General features: G+C 61.5%; 16 protein-coding genes and 1 pseudogene. 4 read left to right on the plus strand and 13 right to left on the minus strand.

Annotated features, from left to right (window positions below; all coding sequences use genetic code 11):
* Positions 1-18 precede the first annotated feature (18 nt).
* The 11 genes and pseudogenes from GN234_RS22000 to exaC form a co-directional block, all read right to left on the minus strand.
* A complete protein-coding gene (locus GN234_RS22000; RefSeq protein ID WP_176689069.1) occupies positions 19-402 on the minus strand; it encodes a nucleotide pyrophosphohydrolase in 384 nt (127 codons plus the stop codon).
* 125 nt (positions 403-527) lie between these two features.
* On the minus strand, positions 528-1,298 hold the full coding sequence (locus GN234_RS22005; RefSeq protein WP_176689070.1) for an HNH endonuclease: 771 nt from the start codon (positions 1,296-1,298) through the stop codon (positions 528-530).
* A gap of 557 nt (positions 1,299-1,855) precedes the next feature.
* Positions 1,856-2,587: a LexA family transcriptional regulator gene (locus GN234_RS22010; RefSeq protein WP_176689071.1), complete on the minus strand. Its 732-nt coding sequence runs from the start codon at positions 2,585-2,587 to the stop codon at positions 1,856-1,858.
* Positions 2,588-2,783: 196 nt separating this feature from the next.
* A complete protein-coding gene (gene ppa, locus GN234_RS22015) occupies positions 2,784-3,311 on the minus strand; it encodes an inorganic diphosphatase (protein WP_003205933.1) in 528 nt (175 codons plus the stop codon).
* 111 nt (positions 3,312-3,422) lie between these two features.
* A complete protein-coding gene (locus tag GN234_RS22020; protein WP_176689072.1) occupies positions 3,423-4,235 on the minus strand; it encodes a M90 family metallopeptidase in 813 nt (270 codons plus the stop codon).
* 6 nt (positions 4,236-4,241) lie between these two features.
* Complete coding sequence (locus GN234_RS22025) at positions 4,242-4,889, minus strand: DedA family protein (RefSeq protein ID WP_109756307.1); 648 nt, start codon at positions 4,887-4,889, stop codon at positions 4,242-4,244.
* A 474-nt stretch (positions 4,890-5,363) separates the two neighbouring features.
* Positions 5,364-5,826 (minus strand): annotated as a pseudogene (locus GN234_RS22030) (GNAT family N-acetyltransferase).
* Positions 5,827-5,932: 106 nt separating this feature from the next.
* Positions 5,933-6,757 (minus strand): ethanolamine ammonia-lyase subunit EutC, encoded by an 825-nt coding sequence (gene eutC, locus GN234_RS22035; protein ID WP_176689073.1) that lies wholly within the window; start codon positions 6,755-6,757, stop codon positions 5,933-5,935.
* An 11-nt stretch (positions 6,758-6,768) separates the two neighbouring features.
* Positions 6,769-8,163, minus strand: coding sequence for an ethanolamine ammonia-lyase subunit EutB (locus GN234_RS22040; RefSeq protein WP_109756305.1), 1,395 nt, complete (start codon positions 8,161-8,163; stop codon positions 6,769-6,771).
* 192 nt (positions 8,164-8,355) lie between these two features.
* On the minus strand, positions 8,356-9,726 hold the full coding sequence (gene eat, locus GN234_RS22045; RefSeq protein ID WP_176689074.1) for an ethanolamine permease: 1,371 nt from the start codon (positions 9,724-9,726) through the stop codon (positions 8,356-8,358).
* A gap of 262 nt (positions 9,727-9,988) precedes the next feature.
* Positions 9,989-11,509 (minus strand): acetaldehyde dehydrogenase ExaC, encoded by a 1,521-nt coding sequence (gene exaC / locus GN234_RS22050; RefSeq protein WP_025569726.1) that lies wholly within the window; start codon positions 11,507-11,509, stop codon positions 9,989-9,991.
* 330 nt (positions 11,510-11,839) lie between these two features.
* On the opposite strand from exaC, the gene GN234_RS22055 reads away from it, so the two are divergent.
* The 4 genes from GN234_RS22055 (at position 11,840) to GN234_RS22070 (ending at position 16,260) form a co-directional block, all read left to right on the plus strand.
* On the plus strand, positions 11,840-13,744 hold the full coding sequence (locus GN234_RS22055; protein ID WP_025569724.1) for a sigma-54-dependent Fis family transcriptional regulator: 1,905 nt from the start codon (positions 11,840-11,842) through the stop codon (positions 13,742-13,744).
* A gap of 245 nt (positions 13,745-13,989) precedes the next feature.
* The gene (gene mpl / locus GN234_RS22060; protein WP_176689075.1) at positions 13,990-15,339 is read left to right on the plus strand and encodes a UDP-N-acetylmuramate:L-alanyl-gamma-D-glutamyl-meso-diaminopimelate ligase; all 1,350 of its coding nucleotides are present in this window, start codon (positions 13,990-13,992) and stop codon (positions 15,337-15,339) included.
* Positions 15,336-15,983 carry a flavin prenyltransferase UbiX gene (ubiX, locus tag GN234_RS22065; protein ID WP_109756301.1) on the plus strand — a complete coding sequence of 216 codons (648 nt, stop codon included), beginning with the start codon at positions 15,336-15,338 and terminating at the stop codon, positions 15,981-15,983. Before mpl ends, ubiX begins: the two co-directional genes overlap by 4 nt.
* The gene (locus GN234_RS22070) at positions 15,976-16,260 is read left to right on the plus strand and encodes a YceK/YidQ family lipoprotein (protein WP_176689076.1); all 285 of its coding nucleotides are present in this window, start codon (positions 15,976-15,978) and stop codon (positions 16,258-16,260) included. Before ubiX ends, GN234_RS22070 begins: the two co-directional genes overlap by 8 nt.
* A 157-nt stretch (positions 16,261-16,417) precedes the next feature.
* On the opposite strand, the gene GN234_RS22075 is transcribed toward GN234_RS22070, so the two are convergent.
* Positions 16,418-17,059 carry an oxidoreductase gene (locus GN234_RS22075; protein WP_176689077.1) on the minus strand — a complete coding sequence of 214 codons (642 nt, stop codon included), beginning with the start codon at positions 17,057-17,059 and terminating at the stop codon, positions 16,418-16,420.
* A 27-nt stretch (positions 17,060-17,086) separates the two neighbouring features.
* Complete coding sequence (locus GN234_RS22080; RefSeq protein WP_176689078.1) at positions 17,087-18,805, minus strand: C13 family peptidase; 1,719 nt, start codon at positions 18,803-18,805, stop codon at positions 17,087-17,089.
* Positions 18,806-18,827: the final 22 nt, after the last annotated feature.

Here is an 18,827-nt window from a genome sequence, read left to right on the forward strand (position 1 = left end):
TCCTTAGAGCACTGAAGGTCAGAGTTGGTCGTACTTTTTGCTGGTGCTTTTGGCTTTGTCGACGGGGTATTTCTGGCCGTTCAGAGCAAGCTTGCTTGTAACCGCTTCGTTGAGATCGACGCCAAGCACGCTACTCAGGCGAACCAAGTACATGAGTACGTCGGCTAACTCGTCCCTCACTGATTGGGCGGTCGTCGGATGGTTAGCAGCAGCCAGTGAATCGGCTTCGCTCATCCACTGGAAAACTTCGCAAAGCTCACCCACCTCGCCTGTCAGCGCTAGCAGAAGGTTTTTGGGCGAGTGGAATTGATGCCAGTCGCGATCATCTGCAAAGCGCTGGAGCGAAGCTGCAAGATTTTCCACGTCGATTAATTGTTTGGATGTGCCATCTGCCTTGCTCACAGATTTGCCTCTTGTTTGCCGACAGAAACGTGACCAACAGCCACGTCAGAAATTTAGGGATGGATTGTAAGAGTTTTCTTTTGGGGTAGTGGGCTTTTCACTGACCCTTCGACAGTAGATCCAGCTCAGGCTTTGTTTTTGGCTGCTTGATAGCGATCCTTGACCTCTGCAACGCTTAGCCATTTGCGGCGTGAATGCACCACACGATGACAATTGGCACATAACAATGCGAGGTCCGCGAGCTTGGTTTTATCGCCAGGTTGGAGCGTATGCAGTGGCTTAGTGTGGTGCACATCGATAACGCCATCGACGTCTGGGCCGTATGTTTTGCTGAAGTTGAAGCCACAGGCTTCGCACTGGAGAACACCGTGGTTCTTGAGGGCTTCGTCCTTTTTTCGTTTGACGAGTTTTTTGTCCCTTTCCCGTACACGGTGTACGTGGGTTAACACTTTTCCTTCCTCTGCTTCGAAGAAGCCCGGCTCTTCCTCCGCGCTTAGATCTATTGGCGTAGCAGAAGAAGTGGTTCCGACGTTCGCCTTGATGGCGGCTACGACTTCGGCTAGACGCTCGGGGTTATCCGCGAATTCCAGCCATACCAACTCCTCGTCTTTATTGCCTTTTGCAAGACCTGTGCGACCAGTGTTGGTATAGCTCGGATCCCAACGACGGAAATTGTTGAGCTTCATGCAGACACCATTGGTGTTACGAAAACTCTGGTTCTTGCTCGCACCGGTGGCGTTGCCAATGAGATTGAGGCTCTGTGATAGGGCTCGGACTTCTGGATGGTTAACGCCAGGTAAGCCATTGCGGTAAAGCAGGTACAGGTTCAGAGCTAGGACGAGTTCGTCACGGCTCCAAGGCGGATTGGATTGATTGCTGGTAGGTGAAGAGGACATGGCGGGGGCTATCCGTAGGTTTCCCGTTTCGCTGTAGGACGCAGCGCAATATGTCGTCAGAATATTCTCTTCTGATGGCGTTTGGGAATCATACGAGGTTCGATGGGCTTCGCTGTCGAGCACAGGGGATGCTCACGCGCAGCGTTGTTTGGCCATCAGGCGGAATTTTGCATGGGGATGGGATAAATTCAGACATTAAAAAGCCGGCTTATGGCCGGCTTCTCGTTGACTAACTCAGTTCGTTTTTGACAAACCTCACCAGCCTTCAAAACGTACATCCGGCTCTTGCGGCCGGCTGTGGGACTTGGTCAGAAAGTGATCTGCCTTGTCGGTGCGAGGCGTGGGCTCGCAAATGTGGGGCGGAGGATACGCGGGTTTGGTTCAGAATCCCAGTGGTAAGTGGTGTGGAATCATTGGGTTATCGGTGATTCAGGGGGAAAGCAGGGGGCTGCTGCGCAGCCCAGCGGGAGCAAGCTCCCTCGCCACAAAAGCTTCTGCCACAGCCTCTGCCGCAGCTCCTGCCACAATTCCCGCCACGGTTTCTGGTCTTGGGTGGGTCAATCGAATACCGGCGGTCTCTGTTTGTTGAGGGTGGACCACCAGAACACCCAGCCGATCACGTGGATGTGTTGCGCGTCGATTTGTTCAGCACTGAACACCTCATCAGGATACGCAGCGCTGTTGTGGCTGCGCAGGCGCAGTCGGTTGCCGGGAATTCGGTGCAGGTATTTGATACGCAGCATCCCATCATGCTCAAGCGCATAGATCTGGCCATCAACGATTTGCGTCAGGCCGCGGTCGATGGCGAGGGTGGAGCCGTCTTCGATGCGTTCGGCCATGCTGTCGCCGACCATGGTGATGCAGATGGCGTCGCTGGGGTCGATTTCCAGGGATTCGAGGTGGCTGCGGGGCAGGCGGATGGATTGGTCGGGGACTTCGACGATGTGGGTTTTGGTTTCGCCGGGGGCGATGGGGACTTCCTTGTAGAAAGGCAGTTCGATGTCCGTGGGTTCCACCACGCTGTAGACGCCGTCGTTTTCGGCCGCCTCATAGGTGGTGCCGGGGCCGAGGCCCAATGGGGTCTGCGGGCCTTCGCCGTGGGCGAGCCACTCCGGGCTGACCGTCAGCAGGCTGGCGATGGAGTGGATGCGCCCGGGCGGGATGCCACGGTTGAACCAGTTGTTCACGTGCTGGGATTTCACGCCGTATAACTTCGCGAAGTCGGCGGAACGGATATGGGCTTCTTTTAGAAGGGCTCTGAAGCGGTCGCCACTGGAGATCTTTTTCATAAACGGAAAGTTTAGGGGCGACTGTGTTTTCGGCAATAAACATGTCGTTCAAATATATAAGACGATCTTTCCGTTTGCAGGATCTGAAAGGGGCGGGCTAAACGCTGTTAAACAGTATTAATACAAGTTGGTATTAAGCGCCATTAAGGCATAAAAAAACCCCGGTGCAAACCGGGGTTCTTCTGCAAATTCAGTTTCAGCCTTTGTAGGCGGCAACCGATTTGGTGATCGCTTCGCGGGCGGCGTCTGCACCGGCCCAGCCTTCGATCTTGACCCACTTGCCTTTTTCGAGGTCTTTGTAGTTCGCGAAGAAGTGCTCGATCTGCTGGATCAGCAGCGGTGGCAGGTCGGTGTATTCCTTCACGTCGACGTACAGTTGCGACAGTTTGTCGTGTGGCACTGCGATGACTTTGGCATCGCCGCCGCCGTCGTCGGTCATGTTCAGGATGCCGACCGGACGGGCGCGGATGACCGAGCCTGGGGCCACTGGGTATGGGGTCACGACCAGCACGTCGAGGGGGTCGCCGTCGTCGGCCAGGGTGTTGGGGATGTAACCGTAGTTGGCCGGGTAGAACATCGGGGTGGCCATGAAACGGTCAACGAACAGGCAGTCGCTGTCTTTGTCGATTTCGTATTTGATCGGGGCGTGGTTGGCCGGGATTTCGATCGCGACGTAGATGTCGTTCGGCAGGTCTTTGCCAGCCGGAATCTTGCTGTAGCTCATTGGGCGGTGCCCCCGTTAGTTGACCAAATGACTGGTCGGATTGACCAAAAAGTGGCGGCGATTATAGGCATATTCGGCCGCTGTTGCCACGTTGGCAGGGTCTTAGAGACCTTAGTATGACGCCTGATAGACCGGATCTTCGGCTTGAAGTTGCCGCAGCCGGGCCAAAGGATCCTGGCGGTAGAACGCCTGGAGCTGTTCATAGACCTTGGGATAGGCCTGGTGCAGCAGGTCCGGGGCGCTGAAGAAGTATTCGCTGGTGACGGCGAAGAATTCCGCCGGGTTTTCGGCGGCGTAGGGGTCGATGATGGTTTCTGCGTCGGGGTTGTGGTCCAGTTGCCGGTTGAGGTCATCGAAGGCCTGTTGCATGGCGTCGGCCCAATCCTGGACGCGCATGTCGGCGTGCAGCGGCGGCAGGCCGTTGGCGTCGCCGTTGAGCATGTCGAGTTTGTGTGCCAGTTCGTGGATCACCAGGTTGTAGCCGTCCCAACCGCCGCTGGCGAGCACGCCGTCCCAGGCCAGGATGATCGGGCCCTGGGGCCAGGCTTCGCCGCTGTGTTCGCCGTCCCATTCGTGCTCGATGCCGCTGGCGTCGCGGTAGCGCTGGGGGCTGAGGAAGTCGTCGGGGTAGAGGACGATTTCGTGGAAGCCCTGGTACCAGTTCAGTTCGCCGAGGTGCATCAGTGGTAGTTGCGCCTGGGCGGCGAGCAGCAGGCGTTGTTCCTGGTGCAGTTCGACGCCGGGCAGGGCGGTGAGGTGTTTGTCATGCAGGAACAGCACGCAGGCTTCGCGCAGCCACTGGTCCTCGGCGGCGCTGATGCCGTCGAGGAAACTCAACTGATGACGCACGCGCTGCCAGGTTTCCTCGGTGACAGGGTGTTTGGCGAGGGTGCGTTGGCGGCGCCAGTTGCTCAGGGACCACATGGGCGATCAGGCTTTCGAGGCGCGCTGGCTCATTTTGCTGCGCACCAGGCTGATGATCATCGGCAGCAGCGACACCAGGATGATGCCCACCACCAGCAGTGACAGGTTCTGCTTGATGAACGGCACGTTGCCGAAGAAGTAGCCGAGGGTGACCAGGCCGCCGACCCAGAGGACGGTACCGAGGACGCTGAAGCCGAAGAAGCGCAGGTAGTTCATTTTGCCCACGCCGGCGACGAAGGGGGCGAAGGTGCGGATGATCGGCAGGAAGCGCGCCAGGGTCACGGTTTTGCCGCCGTGTTTGTCGTAGAAGTCGTGGGTTTGCTGCAGGTAGTCGCGGCGGAAGATTTTCGAGTCGGGGTTGCTGAACAGTTTTTCGCCGGCGGTGCGGCCGATCAGGTAGTTGGTGCTGTCGCCGAGGATCGCCGCCAGCATCAACAGGCCGGCCAACAGCAGTGGGTCCATGGCACCACCCGCGGCTACGGCGCCGGCGATGAACAGCAGGGAGTCGCCCGGCAGGAAGGGCGTCACCACCAGGCCGGTTTCACAGAAGATCACCAGGAACAGGATGGCGTAGACCCAGGTGCCGTAGTTGGTCACCAGCATGTCGAGGTAGACGTCGAGATGCAGAATGAGGTCGAGGGGGTTGAAATCCATGCAAAACACCTGTGGTGGCGGCCCGACTCGGCAGGCTGGTGGGGCTGGCTTTGAGTATGGCTACAGAGTGTGTAGCTTTTTCTTACAAGCTGGGAAGAGCGGCATTATACGGTGAGGATTGTGAAGCGCGTGTTGAGTTTGTAGCTGGGGATTTCTGAGGGGGGCGGTTGGATGAGGCATCGGCTCGGACCGCTTTTGTGGCGAGGGAGCTTGCTCCCGCTGGAGCGCGAAGCGGTCCCCTAAAGGCTGACTAGGTCAGTCTGGTGTACCGCGTGCTCAGGTTTTGGGTCTGCTGTGCAGCCCAGCGGGGATAAATCCCCTCGCCACAAGGTTTCACCTAGCCACACAGGGTTGGTGGTGTGTCATTGGGATTTGGTTGGCTGGGTTGTGGGTGCTGCGCACCCAAGCGGGAGCAAGCTCCCTCGCCACAAGGGGTGCACTCAGCCACAGAGGTTTCACCCAGCCACCAGGGGGTCAGATCCCGTCGCTGATCGGCAACACGTAGTTCTTGAACTCGGTGTCTTCCTTGAAGCCGATCGATTCGTAGGTTTTCTGCGCCACTTCGTTGTTGCTGCTGGTGGAGACGCGCATGCGTACGGCGTTGGTTTCCTTGGCCATTTTTTTTCGCGGTGCGGATCAGGTTGTCGGCCACCAGTTGGCGGCGAGCGTCTTCGGCGACGTAGATGTCGTTGAGGATCCACACGCGCTTGAGCGACAGCGACGAGAAGCTTGGGTAGAGCTGGCAGAAGCCCAGCAGTTTGTTGTCGTCGTCATCGGGCAAGGCCAGGTAGATCACCGATTCCTTGCGGCGCAGGCGTTTTTCGAGGAAGGCTCGGGACGAGTCCGGGTAGGGCAGTGAGCCGTAGAATTCCCGATACTTGACGAACAATGGGGTCAGCAGGTCCAGGTGTTCCAGGGTCGCTTGGATAATCCGCATGGTAGGTCTCGTCTGCAAGGGTCGACAGATATTCAGACAACAACTTCGCGCTGCCGTGCTTTTGATGCTGCCTGAAAGCGGATCAAAAACGCAACGGATAAACGGATCAGCTTTGGGGCGGCATGAGTAGGAAGTTACCTTTCATATCGGCGGTATTTTCCGAGTCTAGAGTTTGAACCTGGGCTTCGTCCTTCAGATTGACCCCCGAGAGCTGGCGGCGACAGGCCTCGCGCATCAGGTAGATCAGGCGGTGGGCGGCCATGCCGTAGCTCAAGCCTTCGAGGCGGACGTTGGAGATGCAGTTGCGATAGGCATCGGTCAGGCCGACCTTGGGGTTGTAGGTGAAATACAGCCCCAGGCTGTCGGGGGAGCTGAGGCCGGGGCGTTCGCCGATCAGGATCACCGACATTTTTGCGCCGAGCCGCTGGGCTACTTCATCGGCCACCGCGACCCGGCCTTGCTCCACCAGGATCACGGGTGACACCGACCAGCCGTCAGCGGCGATCTGTTCTTCCAATCGTGCGAGGAACGGCAGCGTATGCCGATGCACCGCCAGCGCCGACAAGCCATCAGCGACGACGATGGCCAGGTCCACGCCGCCGGGGTGAGCCGCTGCGTAGTCATCCAGGATTTTTGCAGAGGCCTCGTCGAGCCGTCGGCCCAGGTCCGGGCGTTGCAGGTAGCTATGGCGGTCGGCGGCGGCGCTATGGAGCAGCAGGCTTTCGCGGCCGCGCTCGGCCAGTTGTGCACGAATCCCTTGGTGATCGAACGCCAGGTGCACCGCATCGCGGGCCTGGGCGTGGGCGTATTGGAAGTCCAGTTGCGCCTGGGTCGGCAGGCTGGTGCCGGTGCGACCCAGGGCGATGCGCGCCGGGGTCAGGCGGCGCAGTTCCAGCCAAGGGTTTTGTGGATCGACAGGTTTGTTATCCATCGGCAGCTCACTTATCCCAAATGCGCCAGGGCGTGACGGAACGCCGGTGGCAGGTTGTCGCCGAACCGCACCCGGCCATCGGCCTGGGTGAAGATGCCCATGTTCGCCAGCCAAGTCTCGAATTCCGGCGCCGGCTTCAGGCCCAGGGTCTGGCGGGCGTAGAGGGCGTCGTGGAACGAGGTGGTCTGGTAGTTGAGCATGATGTCGTCGGAGCCGGGGATGCCCATGATGAAGTTGATCCCGGCCACGCCCAGCAGGGTCAGCAGGGTGTCCATGTCGTCCTGGTCGGCTTCGGCGTGGTTGGTGTAGCAGATGTCGCAGCCCATCGGCACGCCCAAGAGCTTGCCGCAGAAGTGGTCTTCGAGGCCGGCGCGGATGATCTGTTTGCCGTTGTACAGGTATTCCGGGCCGATGAAACCTACAACCGTGTTCACCAAAAACGGCTTGAAATGGCGTGCCACGGCGTAGGCTCGGGTTTCGCAGGTCTGTTGATCGACGCCGTGGTGGGCGTTGGCCGACAGCGCGCTGCCCTGGCCGGTTTCGAAGTACATCAGGTTGTTGCCCAAGGTGCCGCGATTCAGGCTGAGCCCGGCGTCGTAGCCTTCCTTCAACACGTTGAGGTTGATGCCGAAACTGGCGTTGGCCGCTTCGGTGCCGGCGATGGACTGGAACACCAGGTCCAGGGGCACGCCACGGTTCGCCGCTTCGATGGAGGTAGTGACGTGGGTCAGCACGCAGCCTTGGGTGGGGATGTCGTAGCGCTGGATGATGGCGTCGAGCATTTCCAGCATCGCGCAGATCGACGCGGTGCTGTCGGTGGCCGGGTTGATGCCGATCATGGCGTCGCCGTTGCCGTAGAGCAGGCCGTCGAGGATGCTCGCCGCGATCCCGGCCGGTTCGTCGGTGGGGTGGTTGGGTTGCAGGCGGGTGGACAGGCGCCCGCGCAGGCCGAGGGTGCCGCGGAACTTGGTCACCACGCGGATTTTCTGTGCCACCAGCACCAGATCCTGCACGCGCATGATCTTCGACACGGCGGCGACCATTTCCGGCGTCAGCCCCGGAGCCAGTGCCCGCAGGCTCTGTTCATCGGCGGCGTCGCTGAGCAGCCAGTCGCGAAAACCGCCGACGGTGAGGTGGCTGACAACGGCGAAGGCCTGTTTGTCGTGAGTGTCGACGATCAGCCGGGTGACTTCGTCGGCCTCGTAAGGAATCAGCATTTCTTGCAGGAAATGGCTGAGGGGCAGGTCAGCCAGGGCCATTTGCGCGGCTACCCGCTCACCATCGTTGAGCGCCGCGACTTCGGCCAAAAAATCCCCGGAACGCGCCGGGCTGGCCTTGGCCATCAGCTCTTTGAGACTGTCGAAGCGATAGGTCTGGGCGCCGACGGAATGGGCGAATGCGGCCATGGGGCGGTGTCCTCCTGAATCTCTAAATAATTCAACTACAGCGCAGACCCAACCCCTGTGGAGTAGCCCTGCTCCCACAGAGTTTCCCCACACAGGGCTAACCCTAAAAACAGGGCTCTCCCGCACAGGGAGGAAACTGCGTGCACTTCTATAAGGCAGGCACCGGGCCCTCAGCCCGGCACCGGTGCAACTTCAGATACCTGTGAGCATAGCGTCCGCCGGGGCATCGGAGCGTTGCTTGGCGGTCAGTTGGAAATACAGGTAGCCGACAACCATGAACGCCAGGAACACCAGGCCGATCAGCATGTTGAACCACGCCATCGCCACCAGGCACACCACCGCCAGGAACAACGCGATGCCCGGCACGATCGGGTAGCCCGGGGCACGGAAGGTGCGTTCCAGGTTCGGTTCGGTCTTACGCAATCTGAACAGGCTGAGCATGCTGATGATGTACATCACGATGGCGCCGAACACCGACATGGTGATCATCGCGGCGGTCAGGCTCATGCCTTGCAGGTTGACCAGGCCATCGCTGTAGATCGCCGCGATGCCGATCACGCCGCCGGCCAGGATTGCCCGGTGCGGGGTCTGGAAGCGCGAGAGTTTCGCCAGGCCACGGGGCAGGTAGCCGGCCCGGGCCAGGGCGAAGAACTGCCGCGAGTAGCCGAGGATGATCCCGTGGAAACTCGCCACCAGGCCGAACAGGCCGATCCACACCAGCATGTGCATCCACGTGGAATTGTTGCCGACCACGGCCTTCATCGCTTGGGGCAGCGGGTCGTTGATGTTTGACAGGGTGCGCCAGTCACCGACGCCGCCGGCCATGATCATCACGCCAATGGCCAGGAACACCAGGGTCAGGATGCCGCTGACGTAAGCGCGGGGAATCGTGCGTTTCGGGTCCTTGGCTTCTTCGGCGGCCATGGCCGCACCTTCGATGGCAAGGAAGAACCAGATCGCGAAGGGGATTGCGGCGAAAATGCCCGGGATCGAGGCGAGGGTGAACTCATTGGAGCCGGCCCAGCCGTTGAGCACGAAGTTGCTGAAGCTGAAGCCCGGCGCGACCACGCCCATGAACACCAGCAATTCGGCGACCGCCAGCACGGTGACCACCAGCTCGAACGCGGCGGCGATGCTGACGCCGAGGATGTTCAGGGTCATGAACACGATGTACGCGCCAACCGCCGCGAGCTTGGGGTCCAGCTCTGGAAACTGCACATTGAGGTAGGCGCCAATCGCCATGGCGATGGCCGGGGGCGCGAAGACAAATTCGATCAGCGTGGCGATCCCGGCGATCAACCCGCCTTTCTCACCAAAGGCCCGTCGGCTGTAGGCAAACGGCCCGCCAGCGTGGGGAATCGCGGTGGTCAATTCGGTGAAACTGAAGATGAAGCAGGTGTACATCAACGCCACCATGAGGGCGGTGACGAGAAACCCCAGGGTCCCAGCGGTGCCCCAGCCGTAACTCCAGCCGAAGTACTCGCCGGAAATCACCAGGCCGACGGCGATGCCCCATAAATGCAGGGTGCCGAGTGTGGGTTTGAGTTGAGTGGTAGAAGTCATAAGTCCTCTCTGTCTTTTTTTATTGTTTGATCTGTTGGACTTTCGGGTTTGTTGTGGAGCGGGCACGCAAGGCTCATGCCAGAGCAGTGGGGCGGCAATTTGATGTTGTCAGTGAGGGCGCCATCGCGAGCAGGCTCGCTCCCACAGGGGATTTGGGCCAACCCACAGAAAAAAAGGGTCACCCACAGTCCCTGTGGGAGCGAGCCTGCTCGCGATAGCTATCTAAAGGGCGAAGCAGAACCACCTGCCTCGCCCCGAAGGCTTAGAAGAACCCCAACGGATTGATGTCGTAGCTCACCAGCAGGTTTTTGGTCTGCTGATAGTGATCGAGCATCATCTTGTGCGTCTCACGACCCACGCCGGACTTCTTGTAGCCACCGAACGCGGCGTGCGCCGGGTAGAGGTGGTAGCAGTTGGTCCAGACGCGACCGGCCTTGATCGCCCGGCCCATGCGGTAGGCGCGGTTGATGTCGCGGGTCCACAGACCGGCGCCGAGGCCGAACTCGGTGTCGTTGGCGATGGCCAGGGCTTCGGCTTCGTCCTTGAAGGTGGTGATGCTCACCACTGGGCCGAAGATTTCTTCCTGGAACACGCGCATTTTGTTGGTGCCCTTGAGCAGGGTCGGCTGGATGTAATAACCGCTGGCCAGGTTGCCTTCGAGTTTTTCCACCTTGCCGCCGGTCAGCAGCTCGGCGCCTTCGCCCTTGGCGATTTCCAGGTACGAAAGAATCTTGTCGAATTGCTGCTCGGACGCCTGGGCGCCGACCATGGTGTCGGTGTCCAGCGGGTCGCCGCGTTTGATCTGCAGGACTTTGTTCATCACCACTTTCATGAACTCGTCGTAGATCGATTCTTGCACCAGGGCGCGGGATGGGCAGGTGCAGACTTCGCCTTGGTTGAAGAACGCCAGCACCAGGCCTTCGGCGGCTTTCTCGATGAAGCTCGGCTCGGCCTGCATGATGTCTTCGAAGAAGATGTTCGGCGACTTGCCGCCCAGTTCCACGGTGGACGGGATGATGTTCTCGGCGGCGCATTTCATGATGTGCGAGCCGACCGGGGTGGAACCGGTAAAGGCGATTTTGGCGATGCGCTTGCTGGTCGCCAGGGCTTCACCGGCTTCTTTACCGAAGCCTTGCACCACGTTCAACACGCCGGGTGGCAGCAGGTCGCCGATCAGCTCCATGAGCACGCAGATGCCCAGCGGGGTTTGCTCGGCTGGCTTGAGCACCACGCAGTTACCGGCGGCCAGGGCCGGGGCGAGTTTCCAGGCGGCCATCAGCAGCGGGAAGTTCCACGGGATGATCTGCCCGACCACGCCCAGCGGTTCATGGATGTGATAGGCCACGGTGTTGCCGTCGATCTCGGCGGCGCTGCCTTCCTGGGCCCGCAGGCAACCGGCGAAGTAGCGGAAGTGGTCGGCGGCCAGGGGGATGTCGGCATTGAGGGTTTCGCGCACGGCCTTGCCGTTGTCCCAGGATTCGGTGATCGCCAGCACTTCGAGGTTGGCTTCGATGCGGTCGGCGATTTTCAGCAGGATCAGCGAACGGGCCTGGGCCGACGTGGCGCCCCAGGCATCCGCGGCGGCGTGGGCGGCGTCCAGGGCTTTGTCGATGTCTTCGGCCGTGGAACGCGGGAATTCGGCAATGGGCTGGCCATTGACCGGGGAAGTATTGGTGAAGTACTGACCTTTGACAGGCGCGACGAACTCGCCGCCGATGTAGTTACCGTATTTGCTCTTGAACGAAACGATAGCGCCTTCAGTACCGGGGTGAGCGTAACGCATGATGAGTTCTCCTTGGCTTTTGTGCTTATACGGGAGGCCGCGCAAAATTGAGCGCCGGTAATTAAGCCTAGAGCAAAGGTTGGGCCATTGCCTTGCAAGGCCCGTAAATCAAGACTTTAGGAGGGGTTCGCCGGACAAACGGATGCCGTGCGTGACGATTGCGATACAGCCGGTGTGACAGTTTGTGCCATCGGCGAGACAGTCTGTGACTGACAGGTCGCGCCAGCATTGCAAAGGTTGTTGGGCTGGAGGATGCTGACGCGAGTTGGCGGGAGGGCTGCTAAGCAGCCCAACGGGGATAAATCCCCTCACCACAGAGAACAATAAGAAATGCACAGCAACCACTTGAGTCGCCATGCCCAACAAGTCCTGACGGTCACCCAGGGCAAGGCCCACCTGCAGGGCCCCGGCAGCGATCCGTCGATTGCCCGTTCCTGGCTGCGCTGCCTCGAGGACTATCACCTCGACCCGGCCCAGAACCTCGCGCCGACGGTGCTCGAACATGGCCGGGTGCTGGAAAGCCGCGAACGCCTGCAACAGGTGCTGCACATCGCCGGCACCGAAATGACCAGCCTCCATCAGCAACTCTCCGGCGCCGGCCACGCGGTGCTGCTCACCGATGCCCGGGGCGTGATCCTCAATTGCGTCACCGCCCCCAGCGAACGCAAGATTTTCGAACGGGCCGGGCTCTGGCTCGGCGCTGACTGGAGTGAAGCCTGCGAAGGCACCAACGGTATTGGCACCTGCCTGGTAGAACGTCAGGCCCTGACCATCCACCAGGAAGAACATTTCCGTGGCCGCCACACCGGCCTGACCTGCTCGGCCAGCCCGGTCTTCGACCCTCAGGGCGAACTGTTGGCGGTGCTCGACGTGTCCTCGGCCCGCCCGGACGTGTCGCGCCAGAGCCAGTTCCACACCATGGCCCTGGTCAATCTCTCGGCGAAGATGATCGAGAGCTGCTATTTCCTGCGTTGCTTCGACAATCAATGGCTGCTGCGCTTTCACCTGCAGGCCGAGTCCGTGGGGCTGTTCAGCGAAGGGTTGCTGGCGTTCGACGGCGAAGGGCGGATCAGCGCGGTCAACCAGAGCGCGCTCAACCTCTTGGGGCATATTCGCGGCAGCTTGCTGGGCCAGCGGGTGGAAGACTTCTTCGATTGTTCGCTGGACGAGTTGCTCGGCCGCGCGAGCGTCAATGCCAGTGCGAGCTGGCCGTTGCGGACCCGTGACGGTCGGCCTTTGTTCGCCGTGCTGCGTGGCCAGCCGCGCAGCGTGCCGGTGCCGATCGCTCCGTTGCTTAAGGCCATCGAGCCTGCGCGGCTGCCGGGCATCTGCCTGGGGGATGCGGCGTTGCAGGAGCATTTTCGCAAGGCGCTGCGGGTGTTCGAGCGCGATGTGCCGCTGCTGATCCACGGCGAAACCGGCTCTGGCAAAGAAGCCTTCGCCAAGGCCGTGCACCACGCCAGCCAGCGCGCCGGTAAGCAATTCGTCGCCCTCAACTGCGCGGCCATCCCGGAAAGCCTGATCGAGAGCGAGTTGTTCGGCTATCGCGGCGGCAGCTTCACCGGCGCACGCAAGGAAGGTATGCGCGGCAAGCTGCAACAGGCCGACGGCGGCACGTTGTTCCTCGATGAAATCGGCGACATGCCCCTGGCCTTGCAGACCCGTTTGCTGCGGGTGCTGGAAGATCGCCAGGTGGTGCCCATCGGCGGCGAGCCCGAGACGGTCAACGTGCGCATCATCAGCGCCACCCACCGGCAATTGCTGGAGCGGGTGCAGGACGGCAGCTTCCGCGAGGATTTGTATTACCGCCTCAATGGGTTGGAAATCCCCTTGCCGGCGTTGCGCGAGCGCAGTGACAAATCGCAGCTGTTGGATTTCCTGCTGGCCGAGGAGAGCGGCGGCGAGACGGTGATCATCGACGAACCGGCGCGCCAGGCGTTGCTGGGCTTCGATTGGCCGGGCAACGTGCGGCAACTGCGTAATGTATTGCGGACCCTTGCTGCGTTGTGCGACGGCGGGCGGATTGGTCTGGAGGACTTGCCGGCGATGATTCGCCAGCGTCCGGTGGCGCTGGTTGAAACCGTGGCAGAACGGCCGCTTGAAGATGCCGAGCGTGTGGCGTTGCTCGATGTGCTGGAGCGCCAGCGCTGGCACATGACCCACACTGCCGAACAACTGGGCATCAGCCGCAATACCCTCTACCGAAAGCTGCGCAAGCACGCCATTGCCCGCTGAACCGTGTCGCGGTCGTCCTGAAGGAATGCGATCAACTGTGGGAGCGAGCCTGCTCGCGATGGCGGCGGTACATCCAATATCAATGCAAGTTGACCCACCGCTATCGCGAGCAGGCTCGCTCCCACAGGGATTGTGTGCTGTTTGCAAGTCTGGCGGCCACCCGTAAAGGCGAGGTGAAGTCGAAACACAAGGTGCGATTTCCCCCTCCCTACGCTAACCTGCGGCCATGTTTTACGAGGTCGACTATGCACATCCATATTCTCGGTATTTGCGGCACTTTCATGGGTTCGATGGCGGTCCTGGCCAAGGAGCTGGGTCATCACGTGACCGGTTCCGACGCCAACGTCTACCCGCCGATGAGCACACAGCTGGAGGCCCAGGGCATTGAGCTGACCCAAGGCTACGACCCGGCGCAGCTGGACCCGGCGCCAGACCTGGTGGTCATCGGCAACGCCATGTCCCGTGGCAACCCGGCGGTGGAGTACGTGCTCAACAAAGGCCTGCCCTACGTGTCCGGCCCGCAGTGGCTGGCCGATCACGTGTTGCAGGGCCGTTGGGTCCTGGCCGTGGCCGGCACCCACGGCAAGACCACCACCAGCAGCATGCTCGCCTGGGTGCTGGAGCACGCCGGCATGAGCCCGGGCTTCCTGATCGGCGGCGTGCCGCAGAACTTCTCGGTGTCGGCGCGCCTGGGCGGCACGCCGTTCTTCGTGATCGAGGCCGACGAATACGACAGCGCGTTTTTCGACAAACGCTCGAAATTCGTCCACTACCGTCCACGCACGGCGATCCTCAACAACCTTGAGTTCGATCATGCGGACATCTTCCCCGATCTGCCAGCCATCGAGCGGCAGTTCCACCATTTGGTCCGCACTATCCCGAGTGAAGGCCTGGTCATCCATCCGACCACCGAGCCGGCGTTGCAGCGGGTGATCGAGATGGGCTGCTGGACCCCGGTGCAAACCACTGGCGCGGGCGGGCAGTGGCAGGTGAAGTTGCTCAAGGACGACGGTTCGCAGTTCGAAGTGCTGTTCGAAGGTGTGTCCCAAGGCGTGGTCGAGTGGGACATGACCGGCCAGCACAACGTCGCCAACGCCCTGGCGACCCTGGCGGCTGCTCGGCATGTCGGCGTGGTGCCGTCCATGGGCATTGCCGCGTTGAGCGCGTTCAAGAGCGTGAAGCGGCGCATGGAGAAAGTCGCCGAGGTGCGCGGCATCACCATCTATGACGACTTCGCCCACCATCCGACCGCCATCGCCACCACCCTTGATGGGCTGCGCAAGCGCATCGGTGACGCACCGTTGATCGCGATCATCGAGCCACGCTCCAACTCCATGAAACTTGGCGCCCACCGCGACGGCCTGCCGGAAAGCGTGGTCGATGCCGACCAGGTGATCTGGTACGCGCCGGCCAACCTCGGCTGGGACCTCGGCGCCACCGCCGCGCTGTGCACGGTGCCGTCGATTGTCAGCGATTCCCTGGAAGGCATCATCGAGCGCGTGAAAAGCCAGGCTCAGCCCGGCACCCACGTGGTGATCATGAGCAACGGCGGCTTCGGCGGCCTGCACGGCAAACTGGCCGAGGCGCTGAAATGAACACTCGCTTGGAGAGCAATGGCCCCGACCGCATTACGCTGGCGATGACCGGTGCCTCCGGCGCCCAGTACGGCTTGCGCCTGCTCGATTGCCTGGTGCGTGAAGACCGCGAGGTGCACTTCCTGATCTCCAAGGCCGCGCAACTGGTGATCGCCACCGAAACCGACGTGACCCTGCCGGCCAAGACCCAGATGATGCAGGCCTTCCTCACCGAATACACCGGTGCGGCGGCGGGGCAGATTCGTGTGTATGGCAAGGAAGACTGGATGTCGCCCGTTGCATCGGGCTCCGGCGCCCCGGCGGCGATGGTGGTGGTGCCGTGTTCCACCGGGACGCTGTCGGCGATTGCCACCGGCGCCTGCAACAACCTGATCGAGCGGGCCGCGGACGTGACGCTGAAGGAGCGCCGCCAACTGATCCTGGTGCCGCGGGAAGCGCCGTATTCGAGCATTCATCTGGAGCACATGCTCAAACTGTCGAACATGGGCGTGACCATCCTGCCGGCCTCGCCGGGGTTTTATCACCAGCCGCAGACCATCGACGACCTGATCGATTTCGTGGTCGCGCGGATTCTCAATCTGCTGAATATCCCCCAGGACATGCTGCCGCGTTGGGGCGAGCATCATTTGAGCAGCGATGAATAGGCTCCTGGTGGTGCTGCTGGCGCTGCAACTGACCGGCTGCGCCACCGCCCGCACCCTCGACGCCGCCAAGCCTGGCGCGCCGGTGGTGTACGCGGGCACGCGCCTGGACCTCTACGCTCTCAATCGTGGCTGCTGCGCCAAGGACCGCTTCGGCGCCGAAGCCCCGAGCTACCCGGGTTTGGATCTGCCGGGCAGTGCGTTGTTGGATACCTTGTTGTTGCCGTTGTCGTTATTCACGGCATTAGGCGTAGGGTTCCAGGCGACAGGCGGGTTGTAACAAGCACCACAGTGCTTGATCTGCTCAGAACCTGTGGCGAGGGGAGCTTGCTCCCGCTGGGCTGCGAAGCGGCCCCAAGCTTTCTTTCATTCTGAAACTGCAGGCGACTGCTGCGCAGTCGAGCGGGAGCAAGCTCCCCTCGCCACAGGGCTATGGGCTATTTGCCGAGCTTACGCAACTCATCCGACTCCACAACCCGCACTCCATTCTGCTCTTCCAGCGCCAGTCGCCACATGGCGCGGGCCAGTTGGCAGGCTTCGATGCCGTGGTATTTGCCCGGGATCAGCTTCGACAACGGCCCGGCCAGTTGCTCGGCCAGGCGCGGTTCGACGCGGTCGCCCAGCAGCAGGGAAGGGCGGCAGATGGTCAGTTGCGGCCAGTCCTGGGCCTTGAGCGCGGCTTCCATTTCGCCTTTGACCCGGTTATAGAAAATCGATGACTTCGAGTCGGCCCCCAAGGCGCTGATCACGATCAAGTGCCGTGCCCCGAGTTCCCGGGCGCGTTTGGCAAACGCCACCACCAGGTCCAGGTCCACCGCGCGAAAGGCTTGTTCGGAGCCGGCTTTCTTGATGGTCGTGCCGAGGCAGCAAAAGGCGATGTCGACCTGGCCGCTGAGTTGTGGCAGCACCTGGGCCGGTTCCCCAACCGGGTTTTCCAAGTGTGGATGCTCGGCCAGGGGCCGGCGTGAAGGCGCCAATACGCGGGTGATGGTCGGCTCGCTGAGCAGCCGATCCAGCAGGTGTTCACCGGTCAACCCGGTGGCTCCAGCGAGCAAAACATGCTGAGGCGTCAAGTACATGGTGTTTCCCCCTTGATACGATTCAGCTTAGTTGCTCTTTATGGCTCCGTCGTTCAATGCAGCACTTTGCAATGCTTTTCGTGCCTGCTGCTTGCGCAGCAATTGCCAATGGGAAAGGACGGTTCTGGGCGCCCAGATCTGCGGTTCGGAGGCTTCGAAATTGTCTGCCTGCTCCCGTTCGGCGACGGTGGCCTTGGCCCGTTTGAAGGCCTGCTCCAAGTCATCGGTCTGGTTCAGTGCCTGGGCGAACAGCGCATCGCCGAAATAGGTGAAGTTGGCCTCCTCGGAGCAGCCGAAGGACACCCGGTCGGCCCGGGATGCGGTCATGATCAGTGTGCGTTCATCCTTGAGTGCCGGGATGAAACCACCGGAGTAGCACGCCGAGATCACCACGATCTTGTCGCGGTTCTTCAGCGGTGCCAGCACCACCGCCAGTTCATCGGCAGGCAGGTCGGCCAGTTCCATGCGCGGCTGGTCGAGCACCAGTTCGTGTTCGCTGGTGCCGTGGCTGGTCAGATAGATGAAGATCAGGTCTTCCGGGCCACTGCGTTCGGCCAGGGTGGCGGCGGCGCGGCGCAGGCTTTCGCGGCTGGCCATGGGCCGGTCGCCGAGGTGGTCACGGTGGTTCACCAGGCGGATCTGTCCGAACGCGCCGAAACGGCTGTTGAGCATGTTGGCGACGTAGTCGGATTCACGCAGGAACACGCTTTGTTTGCCATCGCCGCCCAGGGTCAGGCTGTACAGCTCCACCGCTGGCGTCGAGGCCGGGATATTGGCCAAGGCATCCTCCAGCAGGCGGCCCTGGGCCAGCAGGCCGAGTTCGAGTACATCCGGCAGCAGCCGTCCATCGGCGTCGCGCACCCGTTGGCCGTTGGCCCAGGTGCCGCTTTGTACCGTGCCGTCGGTCAGCGCCAGGGTGCCACGGCCGTGGTAACTATCGTTTTCGAACTGGCCGATGTAGAAGCTGCCGTCGGGCAGGTTCAGGCGACCCTCGCCGGTAAAGCGCCAATCCTTGAAATGACCGAGATAGTGGCTGCCGTCGGCACCGATCAATTCGCCCTTGCCGGTCAGCGCGCCGTCCTTGAACTGGCCGATCCAGACATCGCCGTCGGCATTTTCGTAGCGACCGCGACCGTTGAGCTGGTTGTTCTTGAAGCCGCCGACATAGACATCGCCGTCGGCGCTGTTGAAAGTGCCTTTGCCCTGCAGCTGTCCATCGACGAATTTCCCGGTGAACTGGTTGCCGCTGGCATCGAAGCGCTGGCCTTCACCGTTGGGCTTGCCGTTGGCGAACGGGCCTTGGTACTGGCTGCCGTCGTCGAGTTCCAGGCGTCCGAGGCCGGAATAGCGGTCGGCCTTGAACTCGCCCCGGTAGGTCATGCCGTTTTCCTTGAGCGTTCCTTCACCGTCCCGTCGCCCCAGCTTGAAGCCGCCGGTGTAGCTGCTGGTCGGTGTGGTCAGGCTGCCCTGGCCGTGGAACAGGCCTTGCTGGAACTGGCCGCGATAGACCTCGCCGTTGCTGCCATGCCATTCCCCGGTGCCGTGCCACTGGCCTTTGTCGAACTGCCCGGCATACCAACTGCCATTGGGGTAGTCGATGCGCCCCTGGCCCTGGAGCAGCCCGTCCACGAGGTCGCCGCGATAGCGGCCGCCGTCGGGCAGGCGCGCGTCGGGAGGCAGCGGCGATTCGCCGTCGCCGCAGGCGGTGAGCAACAGGGTCAGGGTCAGTGGGACGAATAAGCGCATAACGGGATCCAGGTCATCAGGC

It is taken from the genome of Pseudomonas bijieensis (assembly GCF_013347965.1).
Lineage (GTDB): Bacteria > Pseudomonadota > Gammaproteobacteria > Pseudomonadales > Pseudomonadaceae > Aquipseudomonas > Aquipseudomonas bijieensis.